Genomic DNA, 21,886 nt, shown 5'->3' with positions numbered 1-21,886 from the left:
AGGAGTGGTATTCAAGCGCCGAGACCGACGCTCGCCTGTCCAGATCGCTTCGGAATTCGTCTATCCGCGTGGCGGCTGGACGCGCGCCTTTCACTACATCAAGCACCGGGTTCGCCGGCTGCCGGATTCGCCCGAACGCATCGCCCGCGGCATCGGCGCCGGGGTCTTTGCCTCGTTCACACCGTTCTACGGGTTGCACTTCCTCGTCGCGGCGGTTCTGGCGCGGCTGATCAACGGCAATATCCTGGCCGCCCTCAGCGGCACGTTCTTCGGCAATCCGCTGACCTATGTGCCGATCGGGGTCGTGAGCCTGCAGACCGGCCATTACCTGCTGGGAACCCATTTCGAGGAAGGGCAGACCCAGGGGCTGATGGGCAAATTCGCCAATGCCCTGCGCGACCTTCGCGACAACGTGGTGGCGCTGTTCACCGACCGCGACGCCGATTGGAGCAGGCTGTCCCTGTTCTATGACGAGGTGTTCTTTCCCTACATGGTCGGTTGCGTCATCCCGGGGGTCATCGCCGGGGTGGTCTGCTATTACCTGAGCCTGCCGGTCACGCGTACCTACCAGCAGCGGCGGCGGGCCAAGATCAAGGCGAAATTCGAGGAAATCAAGCGGTTGGCCGAAGGCAGGGCTGCAACTCCGCCAGCAAAGCCATTAGGGTCGCGGCGAAAGCTGAAGAAGGATTCGAGCGATGTCTGACACCCAACTGCGTCTCGGCGTGAACATCGATCACGTGGCGACCGTGCGCAATGCCCGCGGCGGCGCCTATCCCGATCCGCTGCGCGCGGCGAAACTGGCCGAGGAGGCCGGGGCCGACGGCATCACCGCGCATCTGCGCGAGGACCGGCGGCATATCTCGGACGCGGATATCGAGGGTCTGATGGCGGTCCTGAACGTGCCGCTCAACTTCGAGATGGCGGCGACCGACGAGATGCAGAAGATCGCCCTGCGCCACAAGCCGCACGCCGTCTGCATCGTGCCGGAAAAGCGTGAGGAGCGCACCACCGAGGGCGGACTGGAAGTGGCGCGCGAGGAAAACCGGCTGGCCCATTTCATCGCGCCCCTTCGCGAAGCGGGGTGCCGGGTGTCGATCTTCATCGCCGCGGACATGAAGCAGATCGAGGCCGCGCACCGGATCGGGGCGCAGGTGATCGAACTGCACACCGGCGCCTATTGCGACGCGCATGCCGAAGGCCATGTCGAGGAACGCGACCGCGAGTTGGAGGCGCTGCGCGAGATGTCCGCCTATGCCCATTCGCTGGGTCTGGAGGTTCACGCGGGCCACGGCCTGACCTATGACACCGTGCAGCCGGTTGCGGCCTTTCCCGAAGTGCGCGAACTGAACATCGGCCACTTCCTGATCGGCGAGGCCATCTTCCGCGGCCTGACTCCGGCCATCCGCGAGATGCGCCGCCTGATGGACGAGGCGCGGGCGTAATCCTCACGACGATGTGAGAACTGCCGCGTTGCCGTTGCGGCAACGAGGGTGTCATGCTCGGCGCCATTCAGCAGATGGAGGATTTTTCGATGATTTTACGTACGCTTGTTTCGCTGTTTCTCATTGCCGCCGGGACTGCGGCGGTCGCTCAGGACGCGCAGCGCGAGATCATACCGGTCAAGGGGGACGTTTACCTGTTCCGGAACAATTTCCACCAATCGCTGATCGTCGCCACCCCGGTGGGCACCGTTCGCGTCGATCCGATCAACGCCGAGGCGTCGGCCTGGCTCAATGAAAATCTGGGCGAAATCACCGATCAGCCGGTGACGCATCTGATCTATTCGCACAGCCATCTGGATCACGCCTCGGGCGGCAGCGCCCATGAGGGCGCCCAGGTGATCGCCCATCAGAACGCGCCCGAGGCCATCGACGGCGTCGCCCCGGACCTGCGGGTCGGGGACAGCCATATGCTGGAGCTTGGCGGCAAGACCATCGAACTGACCTACCTGGGGCCGGGCCACGGCGAGGACATGCTGGCCGTCGTCGTGCGCCCCGAGAACGTGGGGTTCATCGTCGATGTGGCAGCGCCCAAGCGGCTGCCTTATCGCAACATGGGCGGCGCCAACCTGGATGACTGGATCGGCCAGATCAAGAACGCGATGGCGCTGGATTTCGAGGTCTTCGCCCCCGGCCACGGCCCGATCGGCACCCATGACGACCTGGCCGAGCATCTGGGCTATTTCGAAGCCCTGCGCGCCGGTGTTCTGGAAGGTCTCGAGGCCGGCAAGTCGGTGGAGGAGATCCAGGCCGAGCTGACCCTCGACGACTACAAGGACTGGCTGCAATACGAGGACTGGCGCGCGCTGAACATCGAAGGCATGGCCAGCTATCTCACCAGCGCGGGGATCGCCAACTGATCCCGGCCCGCGCCGGGCCCGCTCCTGCGCGCCGCTTGCGCCCGCCGTTCGCTTGCCATATCGAGCGGTTTGGCGTTGAGTGTGCGCACGGGAACCAGCGGGGGCCGCATGATACTGGGCATCGGGACCGACCTTGCCAACATTGACCGCATTCAAGGGACGCTCGACCGCTTTGGCGACCGGTTCCGCAACCGGGTCTTCACCGAGACCGAGCAGCGCAAGGCCGAACGCCGCGCCGACACCGCGGGCACCTATGCCAAGCGCTGGGCGGCAAAGGAAGCCTGCTCCAAGGCGCTGGGCACGGGCCTGCGCATGGGCATCGCCTGGAAGGACATGGCCGTGTCAAACCTGCGCACCGGCCAGCCGGTCATGCACGTCACCGGCTGGGCGGCGGACCGGCTGAAGGAAATGACGCCCGAGGGCCATGAAGCCATCATCCACGTCACGCTGACCGACGATCACCCCTGGGCGCAGGCCTTTGTGGTGATCGAGGCGCGTCCCGTCGCGGAACCGCCCGCGCGGCCTTGACTTGCCCGGAACAGCCCCGCATGTAGCGGCCAATCTGACAAGGACTGGAGACCTGCATGGCCGAGAAAGCCAAATCCGGAAGCGCCTTTTGGGAGACGATCAAGACCATCGTCTACGCCCTGCTGATCGCGGGCGTTTTCCGCACGCTGTTCTTCCAGCCCTTCTGGATCCCGTCGGGGTCGATGAAACCGACCCTGCTGATCGGGGATTTCCTGTTCGTCAACAAGATGGTCTACGGCTATTCCTACGCCTCGTGCCCCAGCGTGAAGATCGCCAGCATCGGCCTGGACATCGATGCCGAGGACATCTGCGGCTGGATGGGCCGTGACAACACCCGCATTCTGGGTGGCGAGCCCGAGCGCGGCGACGTGGTCGTCTTTCGCCATCCGGCGACCGGTCGCGACTACATCAAGCGGCTGATCGGCCTGCCCGGCGACAAGATCCAGATCAAGGACGGCGTGCTGAACATCAACGGAACCCCGGTGAAGCTGGAAGCGGACGGGGTATTCGAAGAGATCGCCGAACCGCAGGGCCCGCAGCGCCTGCGCCCGCGCTGCGAGAACGGACCCGTGGGGGCCGGCGGCATCTGCAAGAAATCCGAGTATATCGAAACGCTGCCCAACGGCGTGTCGCACGCGATCCTGAACATCGGCGATCAGGCGTCCGACAACACCGGCATCTATGTCGTTCCGGAGAAGCACTATTTCTTCATGGGTGACAACCGCGACAATTCCAGCGACAGCCGCCTGCCGCAGGCCGCCGGCGGGGTCGGTTTCGTTCCCTACGAGAACCTGATCGGCCGCGCGGACCGGATCATGTTCTCGTCCGCGGGCCGGTCGATGCTGTTCTTCTGGACCTGGCGCGGCGACCGGTTCTTCAAGGCGGTCGATTGAAGCTTGCAGCGGACATAAAGGCGTTTCAGAAGCGCATTGGTCACGAATTCGCGCGTCCCGAGCTGCTGCTGCGGGCGCTGACGCATGGCTCGGTCTCGTCCCCGACCCGCCCCGACAACCAGCGGCTCGAATTCCTGGGCGACCGGGTGCTGGGGCTGGTGATGGCCACCGCGCTGCTGGAAGCGGACAAGGACGCCAGCGAAGGGCAGCTGGCGCCGCGCTTCAACGCGCTGGTGCGCAAGGAGACCTGCGCCGCCGTGGCGCAGCAGGTGGATCTGGGCGCGGTCCTCAAGCTGGGGCGGTCCGAGATGCTGTCCGGCGGCCGGCGCAAGCAGGCGCTGCTGGGCGACGCGATGGAGGCGGTCATCGCCGCCGTCTACCGCGATGCCGGGTTCGAAGTGGCCCGGGACATGATCCTGCGGCTTTGGGGCGACCGGATTCATGCGGTCGAGGACGACGCCCGCGACGCCAAGACCGCGCTGCAGGAATGGGCGCAGGCGCGCAAGCAGAAACCCCCCACCTATGTCGAGGTTTCACGCAGCGGTCCGGACCATGCGCCGGTCTTCACCATCGCCGTTCGGCTGCAGGACGGGACCGAGGCGCAGGCGACCGCCGGATCGAAGCGCCAGGCCGAACAGGCCGCCGCCCAGGCGCTGCTGTCGCGGTTGTCCTGAGATCCGCGCAAGGCGCGTCACACCTGCGGCTCTTCGTCCGCCGCCTTCATCCAGCCGTTTTCCCAGCTTTGGTGATCGACGCTGTCGAAGGCATAGGGATTGGCGGTCAGCGGCAGCCCCTCGCGCCGCGCCTGAAAGCCTTCGCCAAAGCTGTTTTCCCGCGGGTCCATGCCGCTGGAATGGTGCGCCGTTTCGCGGATATGCGCGGCGAATTCCGGGTATTGGACCAGATCGGACCGGTCGAGCCCGTCGGGATGCTGTCTCAGCGCCGCAAGCCCGCGTTCGGTCAGGCGCCATCCGCCGCCGGCGTCGGGTTCGAGAATACGGGCGATTTCCAGATCCGACAGCTGGGCGGCCAGCCTGCGGCGCAGCGTTTCGGGCGGCAGGCCCGGGGTTTCGTTGGCCTGCCGGAACAGCGCCGCAAGGGCCGCTTCGCAGCTTTCAAGCGTGACGGGACCGGCCTCGGCCTTGTGCAGGATCAGCGCGCTGAGGCTTGGCGTGCTCAGAAGTGGAAAGTCGTTCTCAAACATGGGATCGGCCCGAATTTCCGGGCCTCCGAGTCTAAGTCACAGAAGGATTTAGGTAAAGAAGAAGGTTTTGCCGGAAACCGAGGCGCCGCCCGCCGCCAAATCCCTCTGGTCCGGGGCGGCGATCTGCTGTAGGGGTGCTGGCCTGCAAACAGGACCACATGCCATGACCACACGCGCCGGATTCGTCGCCCTGATCGGAGAGCCCAACGCGGGCAAGTCCACCCTTCTGAACCGCATGGTCGGGGCCAAGGTCTCGATCGTGACGCACAAGGTGCAGACCACCCGCGCCCGCATCCGCGGCGTGGCGATGGAGGGCGACGCGCAACTGGTTTTCGTCGATACGCCCGGCTTGTTCAAGCCGCGCCGCCGTCTGGACCGCGCCATGGTGGCGGCGGCCTGGGGCGGGGCGTCGGATGCCGACGTCATCGTGCTGCTGGTCGAGGCGCATCGCGGCATCACGGAAGGGGTCGAACGCATCCTCGATGGGCTGGCCGAGATCGGGCTGGGCCGCAAGGTGGCGCTGGCCATCAACAAGATCGACCGGGTGCAGTCCGAGGCGCTGCTTGGCCTCGCCAAGGATCTGAACGACCGCTACGGCTTTGCCGAAACCTTCATGATCTCGGCCGAGCGCGGATATGGCGTCGAGGACCTGCGCCGCTGGCTGGCAGGACAACTGCCCGAGGGGCCGTGGCTGTACCCCGAGGATCAGATCGCCGATCTGCCCATGCGGATGATCGCCGCCGAGATGACCCGCGAAAAGCTGACCCTGCGGCTGCATCAGGAACTGCCCTATCAGCTGACCGTCGAGACCGAGAAGTGGGACGAGCGCAAGGACGGCTCGGCCCGCGTCGACCAGGTGATCTACGTGGTGCGCGACGGGCACAAGGGGATCGTGCTGGGCAAGCGCGGCGAGACCATCAAGGCCGTCAGCCAGGCCGCCCGCGCCGAGCTTGAGGAATTCCTCGGCCGCAAGGTCCATCTGTTCCTGCAGGTCAAGGTGCGGCCGAACTGGCTGGAAGAGGCGGAACGCTATTCCGAGATGGGGCTGGACTTCAAAGACGGAAACGCATGACGCGGCTGACGGCGGAATTCTGGGTTCAGGCCTATCTGGCGCGGCTGCGGTTTCAGGAAATCCCGGCCTTCGTCGTCGCCCATGGCGACGACACGGCGGGCGCGGTGCTGGTCAAGCTCAACACGCTGGACGGGCAGGCGGTTGCGTTCCAGCGTAGTTTTGACTTGATGACCGGCGAGCGGAAGTGGGTGGAGCTTTCCTCGGGCTCCGAGACGGATGTCGATGCCGCCGTCGCCCGCCAGCGCAGCTTCGATCCCGATCTGTGGGTGATCGAGGTCGAGGACCGGCAGGGCCGTCACCTGTTGGGGGAAGAGGGGCTGGACTAGGCCGGCCGCCGTTGGGACAGGGCACCCGGCGCGCGGAATTCGGGCCTGAAACATTGCCAAGTCACCGGCTCGATCCTTAACCTTCTTTCTGGACCCCTTGCCGAGGAGGAGGCGATGACCGCCAGAGATCAGAAGATTGCCGGAAACCTGCCGTCGCTTGCCGTCTGCGGCATTGTCACGCTTGCGGCTCCGGTTGCCGCGGTCGCCCAGTCCCAGCAGTCCGGCTATCCGATCCACTGCGCCACGGCCGAAGGCGATATCCGCGCCCTCAACTCGGAACTCGAACATGCGAAAAAGCAACAGGCGCTGGATGTGGCGGCCATAACGCCCGCCGGCGCGCTGATCGGCCTTGCCACGGGAACCGAGAAGAAGCGGCTCGAAATGCTGACCGGTGAATATCAGAAAAAGCTTGAGGAACGCATTGCCGCGATCAATGCCAGGTGCAAGTGACCGCCCTCTGACGCGCCCGTGTCCTTCCTGTCGGCAGATCACCACCCACCGGTCTTGGCGGCGATGTCGTGCCCCGTCGCATTGGGCGCACCGCCCGCGAACTCGCGCACCTTGGCGGCGAAGTCCTTGAAGTAGGGCTGCGACTGGACATGGGCCAAAGTCTCGGCACCGTCCCAGCGGCCCCAGTGGAACCGGGTCACGCCATCGTCGGCGACCGCGACCTGGTAGGTGAACTTGCCCGCGGCTTGCGGGTCGTTGTCGATCGCGTCGATGAAGGCCCCGGTGGCCGCCGTCCATTCCGCTTCGTCGCCATCGTAGGTGTAGGTGATCGTGATGCCGCGCATGGCGTCCTCCTGTTTAACATTTATGTTAAGAAATAACCCCCGGTGCCAATTGTCAACTCGGCGGCCTTGCGGGCGCGCCCGCGTTGCGGTCTTGTTGGGCCTGCAATTCCTGACGAGGGCATGATTTGGACTGGCGGGACCACGGCATATTGCTGAGCACGCGCCGCCACGGCGAAACCGCGGCGATCATCGAGGTTTTCACCGAAGGCCACGGCCGTCACGCCGGCGTGGTGCGCGGCGGCACCAGCCGCAAGATCGCGCCGATCCTGCAGCCCGGCGCGCAACTGGACGTGACCTGGCGGGCGCGGCTCGAGGAGCATATCGGGACGTTCCAGGTCGAACCCCTGCGGTCGCGCGCGGCGGCGGCTTTTTCCGGGCGGCTGGCGCTGGCCGGGCTGAACTCGGTTGCGGCGCTCCTGTCCTTTGCCCTGCCCGAACGCGAACCGCATCCCGGCATCTACCGGCAGACCGAACAGCTGATGGACCTGCTGGGACAGGACGAGATCTGGCCGCTTGCCTATCTGCGCTGGGAACTGGCCTTGCTGGAAGAGCTGGGGTTCGGCCTGGACCTGTCCCGCTGCGCGGTGACCGGGGCGACCGAGGGGTTGGTCCACGTGTCGCCGAAATCGGGCCGGGCGGTCACCGCCGAAGGGGCGGGGGAATGGGCCGGCCGGATGCTGCCGCTGCCGCCCTGCCTGCGCGGCGAGGGTACGGCCCCCGACGAGGAAGTCGCGGCGGGGCTGAAGACCACCGGCTATTTCCTGCAGCACCGGGTCGCGCCCGCGCTGGGCAACCGCCCCCTGCCGGAGGCGCGGGCGCGGTTTCTGGACCTGTTCACTCGGCGGCTTTGAACACCATCTCGTGGCCCGCGTCGTTGCGCAGGATCAGCACGCCGCCGGACACCTCGGACTGGGTCATCGCCATCAGCGCGGCGAAAAACGTGCCCTCGGCCTCAAGCTCGGGACAGGCGGCGCGGGTGGCGGCAAGATCCTTGACCTCGAACCACGGATAGGGGGCGCTTTGGGTGCCCGAAAAGCCGTTGCAGGGGGCCCGGCCGGCGATCCTGCCCTGTTCCGGAAAGCTGAGGGTGGCGGTGGCGGGAAAGGGCTGTCCGTCGATCTGGTGCAGCGCCCAGGTGACGCCGCCCGCGCCGTAGGCGGCGACGGTTTCGTCCCTGTCGCATTGGAACAGCGCCATCAGTGGCAAGAGCAGTGTCGCGCGCAGCATTCCGATCTCCCTTCATCGGTCCGGTCCTAGCGAATTTGCGGCAGGGGACGCAACATGCGCCGCGCCCGGACGGTTCGCGGTCGAAAGAAAAAAGCCCGGTGGCGACACCGGGCGAAGTTGGGGAATGAAGAAATCGCCGGGCGGCGTCACCCGAGCAGGCGTCGGGCGATGACCTGCGCCTGGATCTCGGCCGCGCCCTCGAAGATGTTGAGGATGCGCGCGTCGCACAGCACGCGGCTGATCTTGTATTCCAGCGCAAAGCCGTTGCCGCCGTGGATCTGCAGCCCGTTGTCGGCCGCGGCCCACGCGACGCGCGCGCCCAGCAGCTTGGCCATCCCGGCCTCGAGGTCGCAACGCTGGCCGTGGTCCTTTTCCCAGGCCGAGAAATAGGTGAGCTGACGCGCGATCATGATCTCGACCGCCATCATCGCCAGCTTGCCCGACACGCGCGGGAAGTTGATCAGCGCCTTGCCGAACTGCTTGCGCTCCTGCGCGTATTGCATGGCGATGTCCAGCGCGCATTGCGCCACGCCGATGGCGCGGGCGGCGGTCTGGATGCGGGCGGATTCGAAGGTTTCCATGAGCTGCTTGAAGCCCTTGCCTTCCTCGCCGCCCAGCAGGTTCTCGCCCTTGACGCGGAAGCCATCGAAGCCAAGCTCGTATTCCTTCATGCCGCGGTAACCCAGCACCTCGATCTCGCCGCCGGTCATGCCGGGCGTCGGGAAGGGGTCCGCGTCGGTGCCCGGCGTCTTTTCCGCCAGGAACATGCTGAGACCGCGGTGATCGGTGGTCTCGGGATCGGTGCGCGCCAGCAGGGTCATCACATGGGTGCGCGCCGCATGGGTGATCCAGGTCTTGTTGCCGGTGATCCTGTAGTCGCCGTTCTCGTCCTTGATGGCGCGGGTGCGCAGGGACCCCAGGTCCGAGCCGGTGTTGGGTTCGGTGAAGACGGCGGTCGGCAGGATTTCGGCGCTGGCGATCTTGGGCAGCCATTGGGCCTTTTGCGCGTCGGTGCCGCCGGCGATGATGAGTTCGGCCGCGATTTCCGAGCGGGTGCCCAGCGAGCCGACGCCGATATAGCCGCGCGACAACTCCTCGGAAACCACGCACATCGACGCCTTGGACAGGCCGAAGCCGCCGAATTCCTCGGGGATGGTCAGGCCGAACACGCCCATCTCGGCCAGTTCCTCGATGATCTCGATCGGAATCAGTTCGTCCTTCAGGTGCCAGTCATGGGCGTTGGGCTCGACCTTTTCCTGCGCGTAGCGGCGGAACTGGTCGCGGATCATCTCAAGCTCTTCGTCCAGACCCGAAGCGCCGAACATGGTGGCGCCGGACTGCGCCTCCATCAGTTCGACCAGGCGGGTGCGGGCTCCTTGCGTGTTGGCCGCGCTCATGAGGGTCTGCACCTCGTCGCACTGGAAGCCGGACAGCGCGTCCCAGCCCAGGCCAAGATCCTGCAGGCGCACCACCTCGCCCTGGTTCATCGGGATGCCGCCGGCGATCTGGTGCAGATATTCACCGAAGGCGATCTGATGCAGCAACTGCTCCATCTCGCCGAATTTGCCCTGGGCTTCCAGCGCCTCGGCCCAACGCTGCATCTGTTTCAGCGACTGGTGATAGGTGGCGAGCCAGGACAGGCCATGCGCGGCGGTCTGGTTGGCTTCGATCAACGCGCCCGAGATCCGCCCCTCGTCGGTGACCATGGCCCGGACCGAGTCGCGCGCACGGGTGAACACGGTTTCCACCGGGGCAATCGCCGCGCCGGTGAGTCTGAGCAGGTCGGGTAAAATCACGGGGTTTGTCATCGTCGTCACATCCTGTCCGTCATGGGCCATGAATCACGTCCTCTCTTGGGTCGTCCGGTCATATCATGCTGCACGTGCAGCGCAACAAAAATACGCCACGATCACCGAAAAGGTTCAAAAATTACCCAACCTTTTTGCAGTGCAGAGAATTTTCCCGGTGATATGAAAGGCCATGATGATGTTCGGCCTTCTCTCTCCGCAGGACCTGGTTCTGGCCTGCGCGGTCGCCCTTCTGGCCGGTTGCGTCAAGGGGCTGGTGGGGTTTGCCATGCCCATGGTCCTCGTTTCGGGGCTGAGCATCATATTGCCGCCCGACCTGGCGCTGGCGGGGCTGATCCTGCCGACGCTGGTCTCGAACGCGGTGCAGGCCCTGCGCGAGGGGCCGCAGGCGGCCGCGGAGTCGATCCGCCAGTTCCGGGTTTTCCTGCTGGTGGGGCTGGTGTTCCTGCTGGCCAGCGCCCAGCTGGTGACGCGCGTGCCGACCTCGGCCTTCCTGCTGATGATCGGGCTGCCCGTGATGGTGTTCGCCGTGATCCAGCTGATCGGGGTCAGGTTTTCCGTGCAGAAGGGATCGCTCCGCGTCGAGGCGGGCGCGGGGGCGGTCGCGGGCTTCATCGGCGGCATGTCCGGCGTCTGGGGGCCGCCGACCGTCGCCTATCTGACCGCCCTGGACACGCCGAAACGGGACCAACTGAGAATTCAGGGCGTGATCTACGGATTGGGGGCGGTCGCGCTGACCTTCGCGCATTTCGGCTCGGGCATCCTGCGGGCGGAAACGCTGCCGTTCTCGGCGCTGCTGATCCTGCCCGCCGTCGCGGGCATGTGGATCGGCCTCAAGTTCCATGACCGGATCGACCAGGCGACGTTTCGCAAGGCGACCCTGCTGGTTCTGCTGATCGCCGGGCTGAACCTGGTGCGCCGGGCGCTGACGGGATGACGCCTCAGCCGGCGGCGCGAGTGTAGCGGAACGCGAACAGAAGCCCGAGCATCAGGAAGAACAGTCCCGAGATGTCGCCGATCAGGTAGGCGACGTATTCTTCGGTCGGGCTGCCGAAGGCCGCGTTGGTCAGGACCGACAGCAGGACCGAGGCCAATGTGCCCGCGACCATGACGCAGGCCCAGCACGGCTTGCGGCCCGGTTGCGGGAACAGGTCCCAGCCCAGCAGCTTCAGCCCGTGAAACACCGCCGGCGCCGAGATGACGGCGACGAATATGGCCCACAGGCGGCTGGGCAGGAAGACGTCGGCGCCGCCCATGTAGGCAAAGACGATGAACACGCCGGGCAGCAGGGCGGGAACGGCGCGCCAACCCAGCAGCCAGGCCGCAAGGACCCGGACGCCATGCGGCAGGAACAGCAGGCTGGCCTTGCTCGAATATTCGGGGAAAAAGACGTTCTGCAGCGGCGAGAGGACTTCGAACGTCAGCAGGGACGCCAGAACATAGGCCGCAGAGGCCAGAACCGTATCTGAATCCAGGGCGCGCAACGGATCAGCCTGAATGGGGCGTCATGTTCCTAGTGATTGGGACCCTTGACGATGTACTTGCCCCGGTTGGCGCTGTCGCATTGCGACAGGTAGCCTTTTTCGACCAGCGATTTCAGGGCGCGGAAGAAGGTCGGCCGCGAGACGCTCTTGACCAGCGTGTGCTCGATCAGACCGTAGGTGCGAACCTCGTTCCCCGTTTCCGACAACTCGCCCGCCGCGTAGTAGATGTCGCGCTCGACCGGCGTCAGTTCCTCAAGGCCCAGGGTCTGTTCCATGCTTTGCATCAGCTTGCGCAGTTCCGCGAGTTTCGAAATTTCGATCATACCGTCACCATTGCCTTTTCATTGCGCACGCTCTCACCGGCATGAGTCTCCGAATTCGCCCCGGAAAACCGTCTCGGCCCTGCAAGTCTCATATTGACAGACATTCGCCAAGTCATAAACTGGATTCCTGATCAGGCGATATGAGTTGTGGATGCGGGAGTGAGTGCGCATCTGCGGTCCAAAGGTTTTTATTCAGCTTCAACCCGGCGCGGATGCGCCGGGTTCTTTCGTTTCGATGGTCGGTGGAATTACCGGAGGACCGCCCGTCTGGCAACGGTTTTTGTGCGTACATAAAACACATTTTGACCAGGGCAGGTCAGGCTTCCCCGGTGGGCCCAATGCCGACATGCGCCGGCGGAAGGGGCCTTTCGGCCTCTCCGGGTCAGCCGATCGCGACCGCTTTGACGTCCTCGTCGATGAACGGCAGGTACTGCTCGAAATTGGCGGCGAACATCTGCACCAGCTTGGCGGCCTGCTTGTCGAAGGCGGCCTTGTCGTCCCAGGTGCGGCGCGGGTCCAGCAGGACCTCGGCCACGCCGGGCACCGACACAGGCACCTCGAAGCCGAAGTTGGGATCCTTGCGGAAATCCGCCTCGGCCAGCGATCCGTCCAGCGCCGCGGTCAGCAGGGCGCGGGTGGCCTTGATCGGCATCCGCGATCCGACGCCATAGGCGCCGCCGGTCCAGCCGGTGTTGACCAGCCAGCAGGTCGCCCCGTGCTGGGCGATCTTTTCCCGCAGCAGGTTGCCGTAGACCTCGGGGCGGCGCGGCATGAAGGGGGCGCCGAAGCAGGTCGAGAAGGTCGGCTGCGGCTCGGTCACGCCGCGCTCGGTGCCGGCCACCTTGGAGGTGAATCCCGACAGGAAGTGATACATCGCCTGCGCCGGCGTCAGCCGCGCGATCGGAGGCAGCACGCCGAACGCGTCGCAGGTCAGCATGATGATGTTCTTGGGATGCCCGCCAAGCGCCGACTTGGACGCGTTCGAGATGTAGTTCAGCGGATAGGCGCAGCGCATGTTGGCGGTCAGGCTGTCGTCGTCGAAATCCAGTTCCTTGGTGTCGGGATCGAACACCATGTTCTCGATCACCGTGGCGAATTTCGAGGTGGTCGCGTAGATCTCGGGCTCGGCCTCGGGGTTGAGGTTGATCGTCTTGGCATAGCAGCCGCCTTCGAAGTTGAAGGTGCCGCGATCCGACCAGCCGTGCTCGTCATCGCCGATCAGCGTCCGCGCCGGGTCGGCGGACAGGGTGGTCTTGCCGGTGCCGCTGAGGCCGAAGAAGACGGCGGTGTCCACCGGGTTGCCGGTGGCGTGGTTGGCCGAGCAGTGCATCGGCATTACGCCCTTTTCCGGCAGCATGTAGTTCAGCAGGGTAAAGACCGATTTCTTGTTCTCGCCCGCATATTCGGTGCCGCCGATCAGGATCAGCTTGCGGTCGAAGTTCAGCGCGATCACCGTTTCGCTGCGGCAATCGTGCTTTTTGGGATCCGCCTGGAAGCTGGGGCAGTTGATGATAGTGAAATCCGCCACGAATTCGTCCAGGTCCTCGCGCTCGGGACGGCGCAGCAGGTGGCGGATGAACAGGTTGTGCCAGGCCATTTCGGTGACCATGCGCACGTTGATCGAATAGGCCGGATCGGCCCCGCCGACGAGATCCTGCACGAAATAGTCCTTGCCCTTCATATGCTCGACCATGTCGGCATAGAGGGCGTCGAACCCATCCGGGCTCATCGCCGCGTTGTTTTCCCACCAGATCGTGTCGGCGACGCTGTCGGTCCTGACGACGTGCTTGTCCTTGGGAGACCGGCCGGTGAATTTGCCGGTCGTCACCAGGAATGCGCCGCCCTTGCCCAGCGTGCCTTCGCCGCGCCTGAGCGCCTCTTCGATCAGCGCCGGTTCCATGAAGTTGTAATAGACATTGCCCAGACCCTCGATGCCCTGATCTTCGAGGCGGAATTGCGGGTTAACCCGTCCAGATGTCATGCGATATTTCTCCTATGGCGGCGCTGCAACCGTCGGTAAGCTGCTTGCGCTCTTGGGGCGATTGTCCAGCCGAAAATCCAGCCGATAGCGGGGTCTTATCACGGTCCTTCGGGGCGTGAACAGGACGGTTTGGCACAGTTAGCGCAACCAAGGAAAAGTTTAGCGCAACCATGAAAACCGTGCCCGTTTGCCGGGCAGGGACGGATTCACGGGTAATGTTTTTTTGCCTCAATCGGCGTCCCACTTTCGCCGCGAATCGCAGTTATGGATTGATTCGCGGTCGTAAACCGGGGAAGAATGGCTGAAAATTGGGATAACAACGCAGTACAGAGCAGGAATAGGGGCAGTCCAGATGTCAAAAATTGCATTGGTGGATGACGACAGGAACATCCTGACGTCGGTTTCCATGACACTCGAGGCCGAGGGGTTCGAGGTCGAAACCTACAACGACGGTCAGGCCGCATTGGACGCCTTCAACAAGAAGCTTCCCGACATGGCGGTTCTGGACATCAAGATGCCCAGGATGGACGGCATGGATCTGCTGCAGCGCCTGCGGCAGAAGACGCAGATGCCGGTGATCTTCCTGACGTCCAAGGATGACGAGATCGACGAGGTTCTCGGCCTGCGCATGGGGGCCGACGACTACGTCAAGAAACCCTTCTCGCAGCGCCTGCTGGTCGAACGGATCCGCGCGCTGCTGCGCCGGCAGGAGGCGATCGCGACCGATGCGCCCAGCACCGGCGGCGGCGAGGCCAAGGTGATGGAGCGCGGCCATCTGCGCATGGATCCGCTGCGCCACGCCGTCAGCTGGAAAGGCGCCGACGTGTCGCTGACGGTCACCGAGTTCCTGCTGCTGCAGGCCCTCGCGCAGCGCCCGGGCTTCGTCAAGAGCCGCGATCAGCTGATGGACGTGGCCTATGACGACCAGGTCTACGTGGACGACCGGACCATCGACAGCCACATCAAGCGGCTCCGCAAGAAAATGCGCAGCGCCGATCCGGAATTCTCGGCTATCGAGACTCTCTACGGAATCGGCTATAGGTACAACGAAGAGTAATCGCCCTTCTCTGGGGGCGGGCGAAAGGGTCCTCTTGCGCGACACCGGATCAGTGAACCGACCACGCGACGGTGACGTCGTTCTGGGTGATGACTGGGTGGTGCCGCATGACCCGGAAGCGCCCGAGTTGCGCACCAAGCGGGCGCGGCTCAGCATCTTTCTGCTCCGCAGTTCGCCGCTGGCGCGGAAGATCATCACCTTCAACCTGATCGCGCTGGTCATCCTTGTCGCCGGTCTTCTCTATCTCGACGACTCGCGCAAGGGGCAGGTGCTGCAGCGCGCACATGCCCTGGCCGGCGAGGTGGAGCTGGTCAGCAACGTGTTCGAGGCGCAGATCCGCGACGGCGCCCCCACCAACCTGACCACCGGAGACGGCCTGGACGTTCAGGATACACTTGCCGGGCTGGCGCTGCGGGACGGGGTCGAGATCTTTGTCTTCGATCTTGCCGGCAACCTCGTCGGCTGGACACGCGGGGCGGGGCACGTGCCCGCGATCAAGTCGCTGAAACGGCCCGATGACGGCCGGACAATCATCAGCGACGGGCTGAACGTCGTGTGGACCGGGGTGTCCTCGGTCTTCAGCGGGCCGTCGCAGAACCTGTCGCCGCCGCTGGCCGACCAGATGAAGTCCATGGTTCCTGGCGCGGTCAAGGGCGAAGCCCAGGTTCAGGCGCTGTCGGATGTGGAGGGCGAAACCGTCATCGTGGCGGCGACCCCGATCCTGCAAGGCGACGTTCCCATCGGCGTTGTGGCGATTGCCGGACCGGCCGGCGAAATCGACGCGCTCTCGCGCCGCGAGCAGGAGCGGGTGCTGCAGATGTTCGTCGTGGCCCTGCTGGTGTCTGTCGGCCTCAGTCTGGTTCTGGCCTCGACCATCGCCAACCCGCTGGCCGATCTGGCCGCGGCCGCCGAAATGGGCAAGGACCGCGGCGCGCGGCAGTTCAACCCGGGCCGCATCCGGATCCCGGATCTCAGCGCGCGGCCGGACGAGATCGGCCGCCTGAGCAAGGCGCTGCGGGGCATGGTTTCGGCGCTTTACAACCGGATCGACGCGAACGAGCAGTTCGCCGCGGACGTGGCGCACGAGATCAAGAATCCGCTGGCCAGCCTGCAATCCGCCGTCGGTACGCTGCGCATGGTCAAGCGCGACGACCAGCGCGACAAGCTGCTGGACGTGATCGAACACGACGTGCGCCGGCTCGACCGCCTGGTCAGCGACATCTCGAACGCCTCGCGGCTGGACGCGGAACTGGTCAAGGAAGACGAGCAGGCGTTCGACCTGATGAAGCTGCTCAGGAATCTGGGCCAGTACCTGGGCGAGGATGCAAGGTCGAAAGGCATCGACTACATCACCGACCTGCCGTCCGATCCGATCGTCATCAACGGTCTCGAGGCGCGCCTGGCGCAGGTTTTCGTGAACCTGATCACCAACGCGATTTCCTTCTGCGACGAGGGCGACGCCATCCGGGTCTGGGCCCGGCGGCGCGCGAACCGGGTGCTGGTCGTGGTCGAGGATACCGGCCCCGGCATCCCGGACCAGGCGCTGACCAAGATCTTCAAACGGTTCTATTCGCAGCGCCCGCCCGAGCATTTCGGCAACAATTCCGGGCTGGGGCTGGCGATCTCGAAGCAGATCGTCGAAGCGCATGGCGGCGTGATCTGGGCCGAAAACATCCGCCCGACCAAGGCGGACATCACGTCGGATCCGCTGGGTGCGCGTTTCGTCGTCGGTCTGCCGGTCTGAGCCATGGGCGCAGGCGCGCTGTCCGAAGCGGAGGATCTCGACACCGCCATCGTTCATGCAAGCTGCGTGGCGGTGGCCGGCAAGGGGTTGTTGATCGTGGGCCGGTCGGGGTCGGGGAAATCGTCGCTGGCGCTGCAGATGATGGCGCTTGGCGCCGAGCTGGTGGCCGATGACCGCGTCGAACTCAGCACGGAAGGCGAGCAGGTCATGGCCCGCGCTCCAAAGGCCATTGCCGGCCTGATCGAAGCGCGCGGCCTCGGCCTGCTGCGCGCGCAACCCGCGGGCCCGGTTCCGCTGGCCTTGGTGCTGGATCTTGACGAAACGGAAACCGCGCGCCTTCCCGCGCCGCGCAGGAAAAAGGTGCTGAGGCAATCTGTTCCCTTGCTTCACGCCGTCGATACGCCACATTTCGCGGCAGCCTTGGTTCAAATCCTCAAGATGGGGCGCGTCGATCCCGAATGGCCCGGCACATGAGCACACAGAGACGTATCGTGCTGGTCACCGGCCCGTCCGGCGCCGGACGGTCCACGGCCATTCACGTACTCGAGGACCTGGGCTTCGAAGCGATCGACAACCTGCCGATGGGGCTGTTGACCCGCGTGCTCGAAGGCTCCGATCCGCAGCGTCCGATGGCGCTGGGGATCGATGCGCGGAACCGGGATTTTTCGACGATCGGGTTTCTCGAACTGATCGTCAAGCTGGGCCGGATGGAGCGGATCGACCTGACGACGCTGTACCTGGACTGCAGCGAAGAGGTGTTGCTGCGCCGCTTCTCGGAAACCCGCCGCCGCCATCCGATGGCGCCCGGCGCCAGCCCGCAGGCCGGCATCCGGCAGGAGATGGAACTGCTGCAACCCATCCGCGAGATCGCGGACACGCTGATCGACACGACCACGCTGAACGTGCATCAGCTGCGCGAGGAGGTGGAGCGCTGGTTCGCGCCCGAAGGCGGGCGTCACCTTGCGGTGTCGGTCGAATCCTTTTCCTACAAGCGCGGCCTGCCGCGCGGGCTCGACATGGTTTTCGATTGCCGGTTCCTCGCCAATCCCTACTGGAAACCGGAATTGCGCGCCGCCGACGGTCGCAATCCCGACGTGGCGGACTATATCCGGACAGATCCGAACTTTGCGCCCTTCGTCGACAGGGTCGTGGACCTGCTGCGGCTGCTGCTGCCGGCGTTCCGGGCCGAGGGCAAGGCGCATCTTTCGGTGGCGTTCGGTTGCACCGGCGGGCAGCACCGTTCGGTCGCGCTGACCGAAACCGTCGCAAAGGCCCTTGCGGAAGAGGGTCAGCAGGTGTCAATAAGGCACCGCGAAATTGAGCGCCGCTTGGCGAATGTGAGGCCGGATTGATCGGGATCGTGATCGTAGCGCATGGGGGGCTGGCCAAGGAGTATCTGGCCGCCATGCAGCATGTCGTCGGCCAGCAACCCGGCCTGGTGGCAGTGTCAATCGAGGCCGATCACGACCGCGAAGCCAAGCAGCGCGAGATCTGCGTGGCGGCGGATCAGGTGGATACCGGCGACGGCGTCGTGGTGGTGACGGATCTCTACGGCGGCAGCCCCTCGAACCTGAGCCTGCGCGCCTGCACTCCGCAGGACCGCCGCATCCTGTACGGCGCAAACCTGCCCATGCTGATCAAGCTGGCCAAGAGCCGCGACCTTCCGGTAGGGGAGGCCGTCCGGCACGCGATGGAAGCCGGGCGGAAGTACATCAACACCAAGAACGTAACGCTCGATTGAAACCGGATTTATTGAATATGGCCAACCGCCGACTGAAGATTGTGAACGAAAAAGGGCTGCACGCCCGCGCTTCGGCCAAGCTGGTCGAGGTCGTCGAGGGATTTGACGCCACGGCAGAGGTGTCGAAGGACGGACTTTCTGCCTCGGGCGACAGCATCATGGGCCTTTTGATGTTGGCAGCGTCGCGCGGAACCACTATTGACGTCGAGACGCACGGCCCGGATGCTGAGGCGTTGGCGGATGCGCTTGAGACTCTGGTGAACGAGAAGTTCGGAGAAGGGTTCTGAGCGGGCCGCCTGTGCGACGCGAAGAACGGGAAGACCAAGAAGTGGCGGAGACCGCGCACGATAGCAAGACTGGCCCGGTGGTGGATGGGACCGCGCAGCAGGGCGAGATCTATGATCGCCGTACCCTGACCTATGCGAACTCCTTCGACGACGCGTGGACCGCGACCGCGATCCGCGCGATCGAATGGTGCACCGGCAAGCTGACCATCCTGCGGATGGTGAACAAGTTCGAGAAGAAGAACGAACATTACCGCGGGCAGAAATTCTGGGGCGGCGCGCTGGAGGTCATGGGAATCGACCTGCTGACGCCGCCGGAACAGATCGCGCGCATCCCCAAGGAAGGCCCGGTCGTGGTGGTGGCCAACCACCCGCACGGAATGGTGGACGGGATGATCCTGGCCGAACTGATCGGCCGGGTGCGCAGCGACTACAGGATCCTCACGCGCTCGGTTCTCACCGGGCTGGACGAGGCGGCGACCTCGTTCATGATCCCGGTGCCGTTCCCGCACGACCCCGAGGCCCAGACCAAGATGCTCGAGATGCGCGGCAAGGCCATGGCGCACCTGGCCGAGGGCGGCGTCGTCGCCCTGTTCCCGTCGGGCGTGGTGATGTCCTCGGACACATGGTTCGGACCGGCGCTCGAACGGGAATGGAACGTCTTCACCGCCAAGATGATCCGGCGGTCGGGCGCGCGGGTGGTGCCGATCTTCTTTCCGGGATCGAACTCGCGCTGGTACCAGATCGCCAACCGCGTGTCGGGCATCCTGCGGCAGGGGCTGCTGCTGCATGAAATCGTCCGCTCCTGCAACAAACCGCAGGCGCCGGTCATCGGAGAGCCCATTCCGGACGCGGACATGGAGTTGCTCGAGCGTGATCCGCGCGGCTTCATGACCTGGCTGCGGGCGCGCACCATGGCGTTGGGCGGCGGCAAGACCTCCTGATCCGCCGCCGTGACGGCCGGGAAATCCGTCGCCTCGCCCTAGCGGGTCGGGACCGGCACTTCGCCCCGATAGTCGTAGAAGCCGCGGTCGGTCTTGCGCCCCAGCCAACCGGCCTCGACATATTTCGTCAGCAGCGGGCAGGGGCGGTACTTGGTGTCGGCCAGCCCGTCATGCAGCACGTTCATGATCGCGAGGCAGGTGTCGAGGCCGATGAAGTCCGCCAGTTCCAGCGGCCCCATCGGGTGATTGGCCCCCAGCTTCATCGACTGGTCGATGGACTGGACGTTGCCCACGCCCTCGTACAGCGTATAGACCGCCTCGTTGATCATCGGCATCAGGATGCGGTTCACGATGAAGGCCGGGAAATCCTCGGCGCTGGCGGCGGTCTTGTTCAGCCGGTCCACGACGGCCTTGCAGGCCTTGAAGGTCGCCTCATCCGTCGCGATGCCGCGGATCAATTCGACCAGTTGCATCACCGGCACCGGGTTCATGAAGTGGAACCCCATGAAACGTTCGGGCCGGTCCGTGCGGCTGGCCAGGCGCGTGATCGAGATCGACGAAGTGTTCGAAGTCAGAATCGTGTGCGGCTGAAGATGCGGCTGCAAGTCTTCGAAGATCGCCTGCTTGATCGTCTCGCGCTCGGTCGCGGCCTCGATCACCAGATCGGTCTTGCCGATGTCAGGCAGGTTCAGCGTGGTCTGGATGCGTTTCAGGGCCGCCTGCATCTCGTCATCGGTGATCTTGCCGCGCGAGGCTTGCCGGGCCATGTTCGCCTCGATCGTCTCGATGGCCTGGTCCAATGCGTCCTTGCTGACATCGGTCAGCAACACGTCATATTCCGCCAGCGCCAGGACATGGGCGATACCGTTGCCCATCTGGCCTGCGCCAATCACTCCGACCGATTTGATTTCCATTCCACTGGTGCCTTTTCTCGCGGGTTGCCGCGACCTTACTGGCAGGGCGGGGGCGGCGGCAAGGGGCCGCGGCATCCCGGATTTGCTTCAAATGCGCGCATTAGGGAATTCGCAACGGTCCGGGGTTTAGCGTTTCGACAGGTAGCGTTTCCCGGGGACTGGCATGAGCTATGATCGACTGGGCGTCGATACGCCTTCGGACCCGACTTGCACATACGGCGCCTCGCGGCTGCTGTTCCGTGGTCCCGCGCGGTCTTTCGACCGGCCCTACCTGGCCTGTCTGGGCGGCACTGAAACCTTCGGCCGTTTCGTGGAAACCCCGTTTCCCGCCATCCTCGAGCAGCGGAGCGGCCGGACATGCGTAAACCTGGGCAGCGTCTCCTACGGGCTCGAGGCGATGGCGCGGGATGCGGCGCTTGCGAAGCTGGCGAACGGCGCCGACTGCTGCGTGATCCAGTTGCCCGGCGCCCAGACCCTGTCGAACCCGTTCTACCGCGTGCACCCGCGCCGCAACGACCGGGTTCTTGAGCCCAGCGAAGCCCTGAAGAAACTGTTCCCCAAGGTCGATTTCACCGAGATCCATTTCTCGCGCCACCTGCTGACCCGGCTGCGCGACCAGGACGCGGCGCGGTTCGACAGCGTCAGGCAGGAACTGCGTCGCGCCTGGGCGGAACGGATGCGGGAATTTCTGGCGGTGATCGCGCCTCCGGTCGTGTTGTTGTGGCTGCGCTACGAAAGCGGGCCCGAGGAGGACGCCGGCGAGCAGTTGGCGGCCGAGCCGTTGCTGCTCGACGCCGATCTGGTCGCGCAGGTGACGGGCCTCTGCGACGCGCTGGTCGAGGTTCCGGTGCGCGCGTCGGCCGAATCGGACGAGCTGGAGGACATGCTGTTCGGGGTGCTGCAGCAGCCACTGGCCGAGCACCTGATCGGCCCCGCGACGCATCGTGTGATCGCCGACCGCCTGCACCGGGTCTTGATGGACCTTGCATGAGAAAGGCCCGCCGTTTCGGGCGGGCCTTCGCGGTCTTGCAGTCGGGCGGGGCTTCACCCCGCCGCTGTCATCCCAGCTTCTCGGTCAGTTCCGGCACGGCCTGGAACAGGTCTGCGACGAGGCCGAAATCGGCGACCTGGAAGATCGGCGCCTCTTCGTCCTTGTTGATGGCGACGATGACCTTGCTGTCCTTCATGCCGGCCAGGTGCTGG

The 21,886-nt window shown here is 65.0% G+C and carries 27 protein-coding genes and 1 pseudogene; 19 read left to right on the top strand and 9 right to left on the bottom strand.

The annotated features are described in order from the left end of the window. The first annotated feature begins 4 nt into the window (after window positions 1–4). The 6 genes from FGK63_RS18770 to rnc all read left to right on the top strand — a co-directional run bounded on the left by FGK63_RS18770 (window position 5) and on the right by rnc (window position 4,454). Complete coding sequence (locus FGK63_RS18770) at window positions 5–703, top strand: DUF2062 domain-containing protein (protein ID WP_138845173.1); 699 nt, start codon at window positions 5–7, stop codon at window positions 701–703. After that, window positions 696–1,442, top strand: coding sequence for a pyridoxine 5'-phosphate synthase (locus FGK63_RS18765; protein ID WP_138845171.1), 747 nt, complete (start codon window positions 696–698; stop codon window positions 1,440–1,442). The genes FGK63_RS18770 and FGK63_RS18765 overlap by 8 nt, the downstream gene beginning before the upstream one ends. A 53-nt stretch (window positions 1,443–1,495) precedes the next feature. After that, window positions 1,496–2,359, top strand: a complete 864-nt coding sequence (locus FGK63_RS18760; protein WP_138845169.1) for an MBL fold metallo-hydrolase — start codon at window positions 1,496–1,498, stop codon at window positions 2,357–2,359. 108 nt (window positions 2,360–2,467) lie between these two features. Then, entirely contained in the window at window positions 2,468–2,887 is a 420-nt protein-coding gene (gene acpS, locus FGK63_RS18755) for a holo-ACP synthase (protein WP_138845167.1), read from the top strand. Window positions 2,888–2,943: 56 nt separating this feature from the next. Continuing rightward, entirely contained in the window at window positions 2,944–3,780 is an 837-nt protein-coding gene (gene lepB, locus FGK63_RS18750; RefSeq protein ID WP_138845165.1) for a signal peptidase I, read from the top strand. Next, window positions 3,777–4,454: a ribonuclease III gene (gene rnc / locus FGK63_RS18745; RefSeq protein WP_138845163.1), complete on the top strand. Its 678-nt coding sequence runs from the start codon at window positions 3,777–3,779 to the stop codon at window positions 4,452–4,454. Before lepB ends, rnc begins: the two co-directional genes overlap by 4 nt. Window positions 4,455–4,471: 17 nt before the next feature. Here the strand turns inward: rnc and FGK63_RS18740 are convergent, their stop codons facing one another. Continuing rightward, window positions 4,472–4,984: a ribosome modulation factor gene (locus FGK63_RS18740; RefSeq protein WP_138845161.1), complete on the bottom strand. Its 513-nt coding sequence runs from the start codon at window positions 4,982–4,984 to the stop codon at window positions 4,472–4,474. A 163-nt stretch (window positions 4,985–5,147) separates the two neighbouring features. On the opposite strand from FGK63_RS18740, the gene era reads away from it, so the two are divergent. From era to FGK63_RS18725, 3 genes are all read left to right on the top strand, one after another. Beyond that, the gene (gene era / locus FGK63_RS18735; protein WP_138845159.1) at window positions 5,148–6,056 is read left to right on the top strand and encodes a GTPase Era; all 909 of its coding nucleotides are present in this window, start codon (window positions 5,148–5,150) and stop codon (window positions 6,054–6,056) included. Further along, window positions 6,053–6,382 (top strand): DUF1491 family protein, encoded by a 330-nt coding sequence (locus FGK63_RS18730; protein ID WP_138845158.1) that lies wholly within the window; start codon window positions 6,053–6,055, stop codon window positions 6,380–6,382. The genes era and FGK63_RS18730 overlap by 4 nt, the downstream gene beginning before the upstream one ends. Before the next feature lie 114 nt (window positions 6,383–6,496). Next, window positions 6,497–6,832 carry a hypothetical protein gene (locus FGK63_RS18725; RefSeq protein WP_138845156.1) on the top strand — a complete coding sequence of 112 codons (336 nt, stop codon included), beginning with the start codon at window positions 6,497–6,499 and terminating at the stop codon, window positions 6,830–6,832. A 38-nt stretch (window positions 6,833–6,870) separates the two neighbouring features. On the opposite strand, the gene FGK63_RS18720 is transcribed toward FGK63_RS18725, so the two are convergent. Then, entirely contained in the window at window positions 6,871–7,176 is a 306-nt protein-coding gene (locus tag FGK63_RS18720) for a hypothetical protein (RefSeq protein WP_138845154.1), read from the bottom strand. Between the two features lie 125 nt (window positions 7,177–7,301). Here FGK63_RS18720 and recO point away from each other — a divergent pair, with 125 nt between their 5' ends. After that, window positions 7,302–8,027 (top strand): DNA repair protein RecO, encoded by a 726-nt coding sequence (gene recO / locus FGK63_RS18715; protein ID WP_138845152.1) that lies wholly within the window; start codon window positions 7,302–7,304, stop codon window positions 8,025–8,027. Here recO and FGK63_RS18710 read toward each other — a convergent pair. Both FGK63_RS18710 and FGK63_RS18705 read right to left on the bottom strand, forming a co-directional pair. Beyond that, on the bottom strand, window positions 8,011–8,403 hold the full coding sequence (locus tag FGK63_RS18710) for an META domain-containing protein (protein ID WP_138845150.1): 393 nt from the start codon (window positions 8,401–8,403) through the stop codon (window positions 8,011–8,013). The genes recO and FGK63_RS18710 overlap by 17 nt on opposite strands. Window positions 8,404–8,549: 146 nt before the next feature. Further along, complete coding sequence (locus FGK63_RS18705; protein ID WP_138845148.1) at window positions 8,550–10,241, bottom strand: acyl-CoA dehydrogenase family protein; 1,692 nt, start codon at window positions 10,239–10,241, stop codon at window positions 8,550–8,552. A gap of 142 nt (window positions 10,242–10,383) precedes the next feature. Between FGK63_RS18705 and FGK63_RS18700 the strand changes: the two genes are divergently transcribed. Continuing rightward, window positions 10,384–11,148, top strand: a complete 765-nt coding sequence (locus tag FGK63_RS18700; protein ID WP_138845146.1) for a sulfite exporter TauE/SafE family protein — start codon at window positions 10,384–10,386, stop codon at window positions 11,146–11,148. A 4-nt stretch (window positions 11,149–11,152) separates the two neighbouring features. Here FGK63_RS18700 and FGK63_RS18695 read toward each other — a convergent pair whose 3' ends face one another. The 3 genes from FGK63_RS18695 to FGK63_RS18685 form a co-directional block, all read right to left on the bottom strand. Beyond that, window positions 11,153–11,695: a hypothetical protein gene (locus tag FGK63_RS18695; RefSeq protein ID WP_246044087.1), complete on the bottom strand. Its 543-nt coding sequence runs from the start codon at window positions 11,693–11,695 to the stop codon at window positions 11,153–11,155. 29 nt (window positions 11,696–11,724) lie between these two features. Then, a complete protein-coding gene (locus FGK63_RS18690) occupies window positions 11,725–12,018 on the bottom strand; it encodes a hypothetical protein (RefSeq protein WP_138845144.1) in 294 nt (97 codons plus the stop codon). 382 nt (window positions 12,019–12,400) lie between these two features. Continuing rightward, the gene (locus FGK63_RS18685; protein ID WP_138845142.1) at window positions 12,401–13,999 is read right to left on the bottom strand and encodes a phosphoenolpyruvate carboxykinase; all 1,599 of its coding nucleotides are present in this window, start codon (window positions 13,997–13,999) and stop codon (window positions 12,401–12,403) included. A gap of 352 nt (window positions 14,000–14,351) precedes the next feature. Here FGK63_RS18685 and FGK63_RS18680 point away from each other — a divergent pair, with 352 nt between their 5' ends. The 7 genes from FGK63_RS18680 to FGK63_RS18650 are packed head-to-tail and all read left to right on the top strand — an operon-like array spanning window position 14,352 to window position 19,769. Continuing rightward, complete coding sequence (locus tag FGK63_RS18680; protein ID WP_138845140.1) at window positions 14,352–15,056, top strand: response regulator transcription factor; 705 nt, start codon at window positions 14,352–14,354, stop codon at window positions 15,054–15,056. 34 nt (window positions 15,057–15,090) lie between these two features. Next, window positions 15,091–16,800 carry a sensor histidine kinase gene (locus FGK63_RS18675; RefSeq protein ID WP_138845138.1) on the top strand — a complete coding sequence of 570 codons (1,710 nt, stop codon included), beginning with the start codon at window positions 15,091–15,093 and terminating at the stop codon, window positions 16,798–16,800. A gap of 3 nt (window positions 16,801–16,803) precedes the next feature. Continuing rightward, entirely contained in the window at window positions 16,804–17,274 is a 471-nt protein-coding gene (locus FGK63_RS18670; protein ID WP_138845136.1) for an HPr kinase/phosphorylase, read from the top strand. Then, window positions 17,271–18,152, top strand: a complete 882-nt coding sequence (rapZ, locus tag FGK63_RS18665) for an RNase adapter RapZ (RefSeq protein ID WP_246044086.1) — start codon at window positions 17,271–17,273, stop codon at window positions 18,150–18,152. Before FGK63_RS18670 ends, rapZ begins: the two co-directional genes overlap by 4 nt. Beyond that, the gene (locus tag FGK63_RS18660) at window positions 18,149–18,541 is read left to right on the top strand and encodes a PTS sugar transporter subunit IIA (protein ID WP_138845132.1); all 393 of its coding nucleotides are present in this window, start codon (window positions 18,149–18,151) and stop codon (window positions 18,539–18,541) included. Before rapZ ends, FGK63_RS18660 begins: the two co-directional genes overlap by 4 nt. 17 nt (window positions 18,542–18,558) lie before the next feature. Beyond that, on the top strand, window positions 18,559–18,828 hold the full coding sequence (locus tag FGK63_RS18655; RefSeq protein ID WP_138845130.1) for an HPr family phosphocarrier protein: 270 nt from the start codon (window positions 18,559–18,561) through the stop codon (window positions 18,826–18,828). 41 nt (window positions 18,829–18,869) lie between these two features. Then, window positions 18,870–19,769, top strand: a complete 900-nt coding sequence (locus FGK63_RS18650; protein WP_138845128.1) for a lysophospholipid acyltransferase family protein — start codon at window positions 18,870–18,872, stop codon at window positions 19,767–19,769. 38 nt (window positions 19,770–19,807) lie between these two features. Here the strand turns inward: FGK63_RS18650 and FGK63_RS18645 are convergent, their stop codons facing one another. Beyond that, window positions 19,808–20,683: a 3-hydroxybutyryl-CoA dehydrogenase gene (locus FGK63_RS18645; RefSeq protein WP_138845127.1), complete on the bottom strand. Its 876-nt coding sequence runs from the start codon at window positions 20,681–20,683 to the stop codon at window positions 19,808–19,810. Between the two features lie 163 nt (window positions 20,684–20,846). Here FGK63_RS18645 and FGK63_RS18640 point away from each other — a divergent pair, with 163 nt between their 5' ends. Beyond that, complete coding sequence (locus FGK63_RS18640; protein ID WP_138845125.1) at window positions 20,847–21,674, top strand: DUF6473 family protein; 828 nt, start codon at window positions 20,847–20,849, stop codon at window positions 21,672–21,674. A 67-nt stretch (window positions 21,675–21,741) separates the two neighbouring features. Here the strand turns inward: FGK63_RS18640 and FGK63_RS18635 are convergent. Continuing rightward, a pseudogene (locus tag FGK63_RS18635) lies at window positions 21,742–21,886 on the bottom strand (electron transfer flavoprotein subunit alpha/FixB family protein); the annotation flags it as partial.

The sequence above is a fragment of the Ruegeria sediminis genome (assembly GCF_005938215.1).
GTDB classification, from domain to species: Bacteria; Pseudomonadota; Alphaproteobacteria; order Rhodobacterales; family Rhodobacteraceae; genus Ruegeria; species Ruegeria sediminis.
The sequence above is the reverse complement of the archived record's forward strand: the minus strand, read 5'-3'. Positions and strand labels throughout refer to the sequence as shown.

Excerpts from the sequence above, each read along its gene's own strand:
- FGK63_RS18705 (WP_138845148.1), bottom strand. The coding sequence starts at position 10,241 with ATGGCCCATGACGGACAGGATGTGACGACGATGACAAACCCCGTGATT.
- FGK63_RS18760 (WP_138845169.1), top strand. The coding sequence starts at position 1,496 with ATGCTCGGCGCCATTCAGCAGATGGAGGATTTTTCGATGATTTTACGT.
- FGK63_RS18655 (WP_138845130.1), top strand. The coding sequence starts at position 18,559 with ATGGCCAACCGCCGACTGAAGATTGTGAACGAAAAAGGGCTGCACGCC.
- FGK63_RS18700 (WP_138845146.1), top strand. The coding sequence starts at position 10,384 with ATGATGATGTTCGGCCTTCTCTCTCCGCAGGACCTGGTTCTGGCCTGC.
- FGK63_RS18710 (WP_138845150.1), bottom strand. The coding sequence starts at position 8,403 with ATGCTGCGCGCGACACTGCTCTTGCCACTGATGGCGCTGTTCCAATGC.
- era (WP_138845159.1), top strand. The coding sequence starts at position 5,148 with ATGACCACACGCGCCGGATTCGTCGCCCTGATCGGAGAGCCCAACGCG.
- FGK63_RS18740 (WP_138845161.1), bottom strand. The coding sequence starts at position 4,984 with ATGTTTGAGAACGACTTTCCACTTCTGAGCACGCCAAGCCTCAGCGCG.
- FGK63_RS18720 (WP_138845154.1), bottom strand. The coding sequence starts at position 7,176 with ATGCGCGGCATCACGATCACCTACACCTACGATGGCGACGAAGCGGAA.
- lepB (WP_138845165.1), top strand. The coding sequence starts at position 2,944 with ATGGCCGAGAAAGCCAAATCCGGAAGCGCCTTTTGGGAGACGATCAAG.
- FGK63_RS18690 (WP_138845144.1), bottom strand. The coding sequence starts at position 12,018 with ATGATCGAAATTTCGAAACTCGCGGAACTGCGCAAGCTGATGCAAAGC.
- FGK63_RS18640 (WP_138845125.1), top strand. The coding sequence starts at position 20,847 with ATGAGCTATGATCGACTGGGCGTCGATACGCCTTCGGACCCGACTTGC.
- FGK63_RS18685 (WP_138845142.1), bottom strand. The coding sequence starts at position 13,999 with ATGACATCTGGACGGGTTAACCCGCAATTCCGCCTCGAAGATCAGGGC.
- FGK63_RS18730 (WP_138845158.1), top strand. The coding sequence starts at position 6,053 with ATGACGCGGCTGACGGCGGAATTCTGGGTTCAGGCCTATCTGGCGCGG.
- acpS (WP_138845167.1), top strand. The coding sequence starts at position 2,468 with ATGATACTGGGCATCGGGACCGACCTTGCCAACATTGACCGCATTCAA.
- FGK63_RS18680 (WP_138845140.1), top strand. The coding sequence starts at position 14,352 with ATGTCAAAAATTGCATTGGTGGATGACGACAGGAACATCCTGACGTCG.
- FGK63_RS18670 (WP_138845136.1), top strand. The coding sequence starts at position 16,804 with ATGGGCGCAGGCGCGCTGTCCGAAGCGGAGGATCTCGACACCGCCATC.
- FGK63_RS18645 (WP_138845127.1), bottom strand. The coding sequence starts at position 20,683 with ATGGAAATCAAATCGGTCGGAGTGATTGGCGCAGGCCAGATGGGCAAC.
- FGK63_RS18765 (WP_138845171.1), top strand. The coding sequence starts at position 696 with ATGTCTGACACCCAACTGCGTCTCGGCGTGAACATCGATCACGTGGCG.
- rapZ (WP_246044086.1), top strand. The coding sequence starts at position 17,271 with ATGAGCACACAGAGACGTATCGTGCTGGTCACCGGCCCGTCCGGCGCC.
- FGK63_RS18725 (WP_138845156.1), top strand. The coding sequence starts at position 6,497 with ATGACCGCCAGAGATCAGAAGATTGCCGGAAACCTGCCGTCGCTTGCC.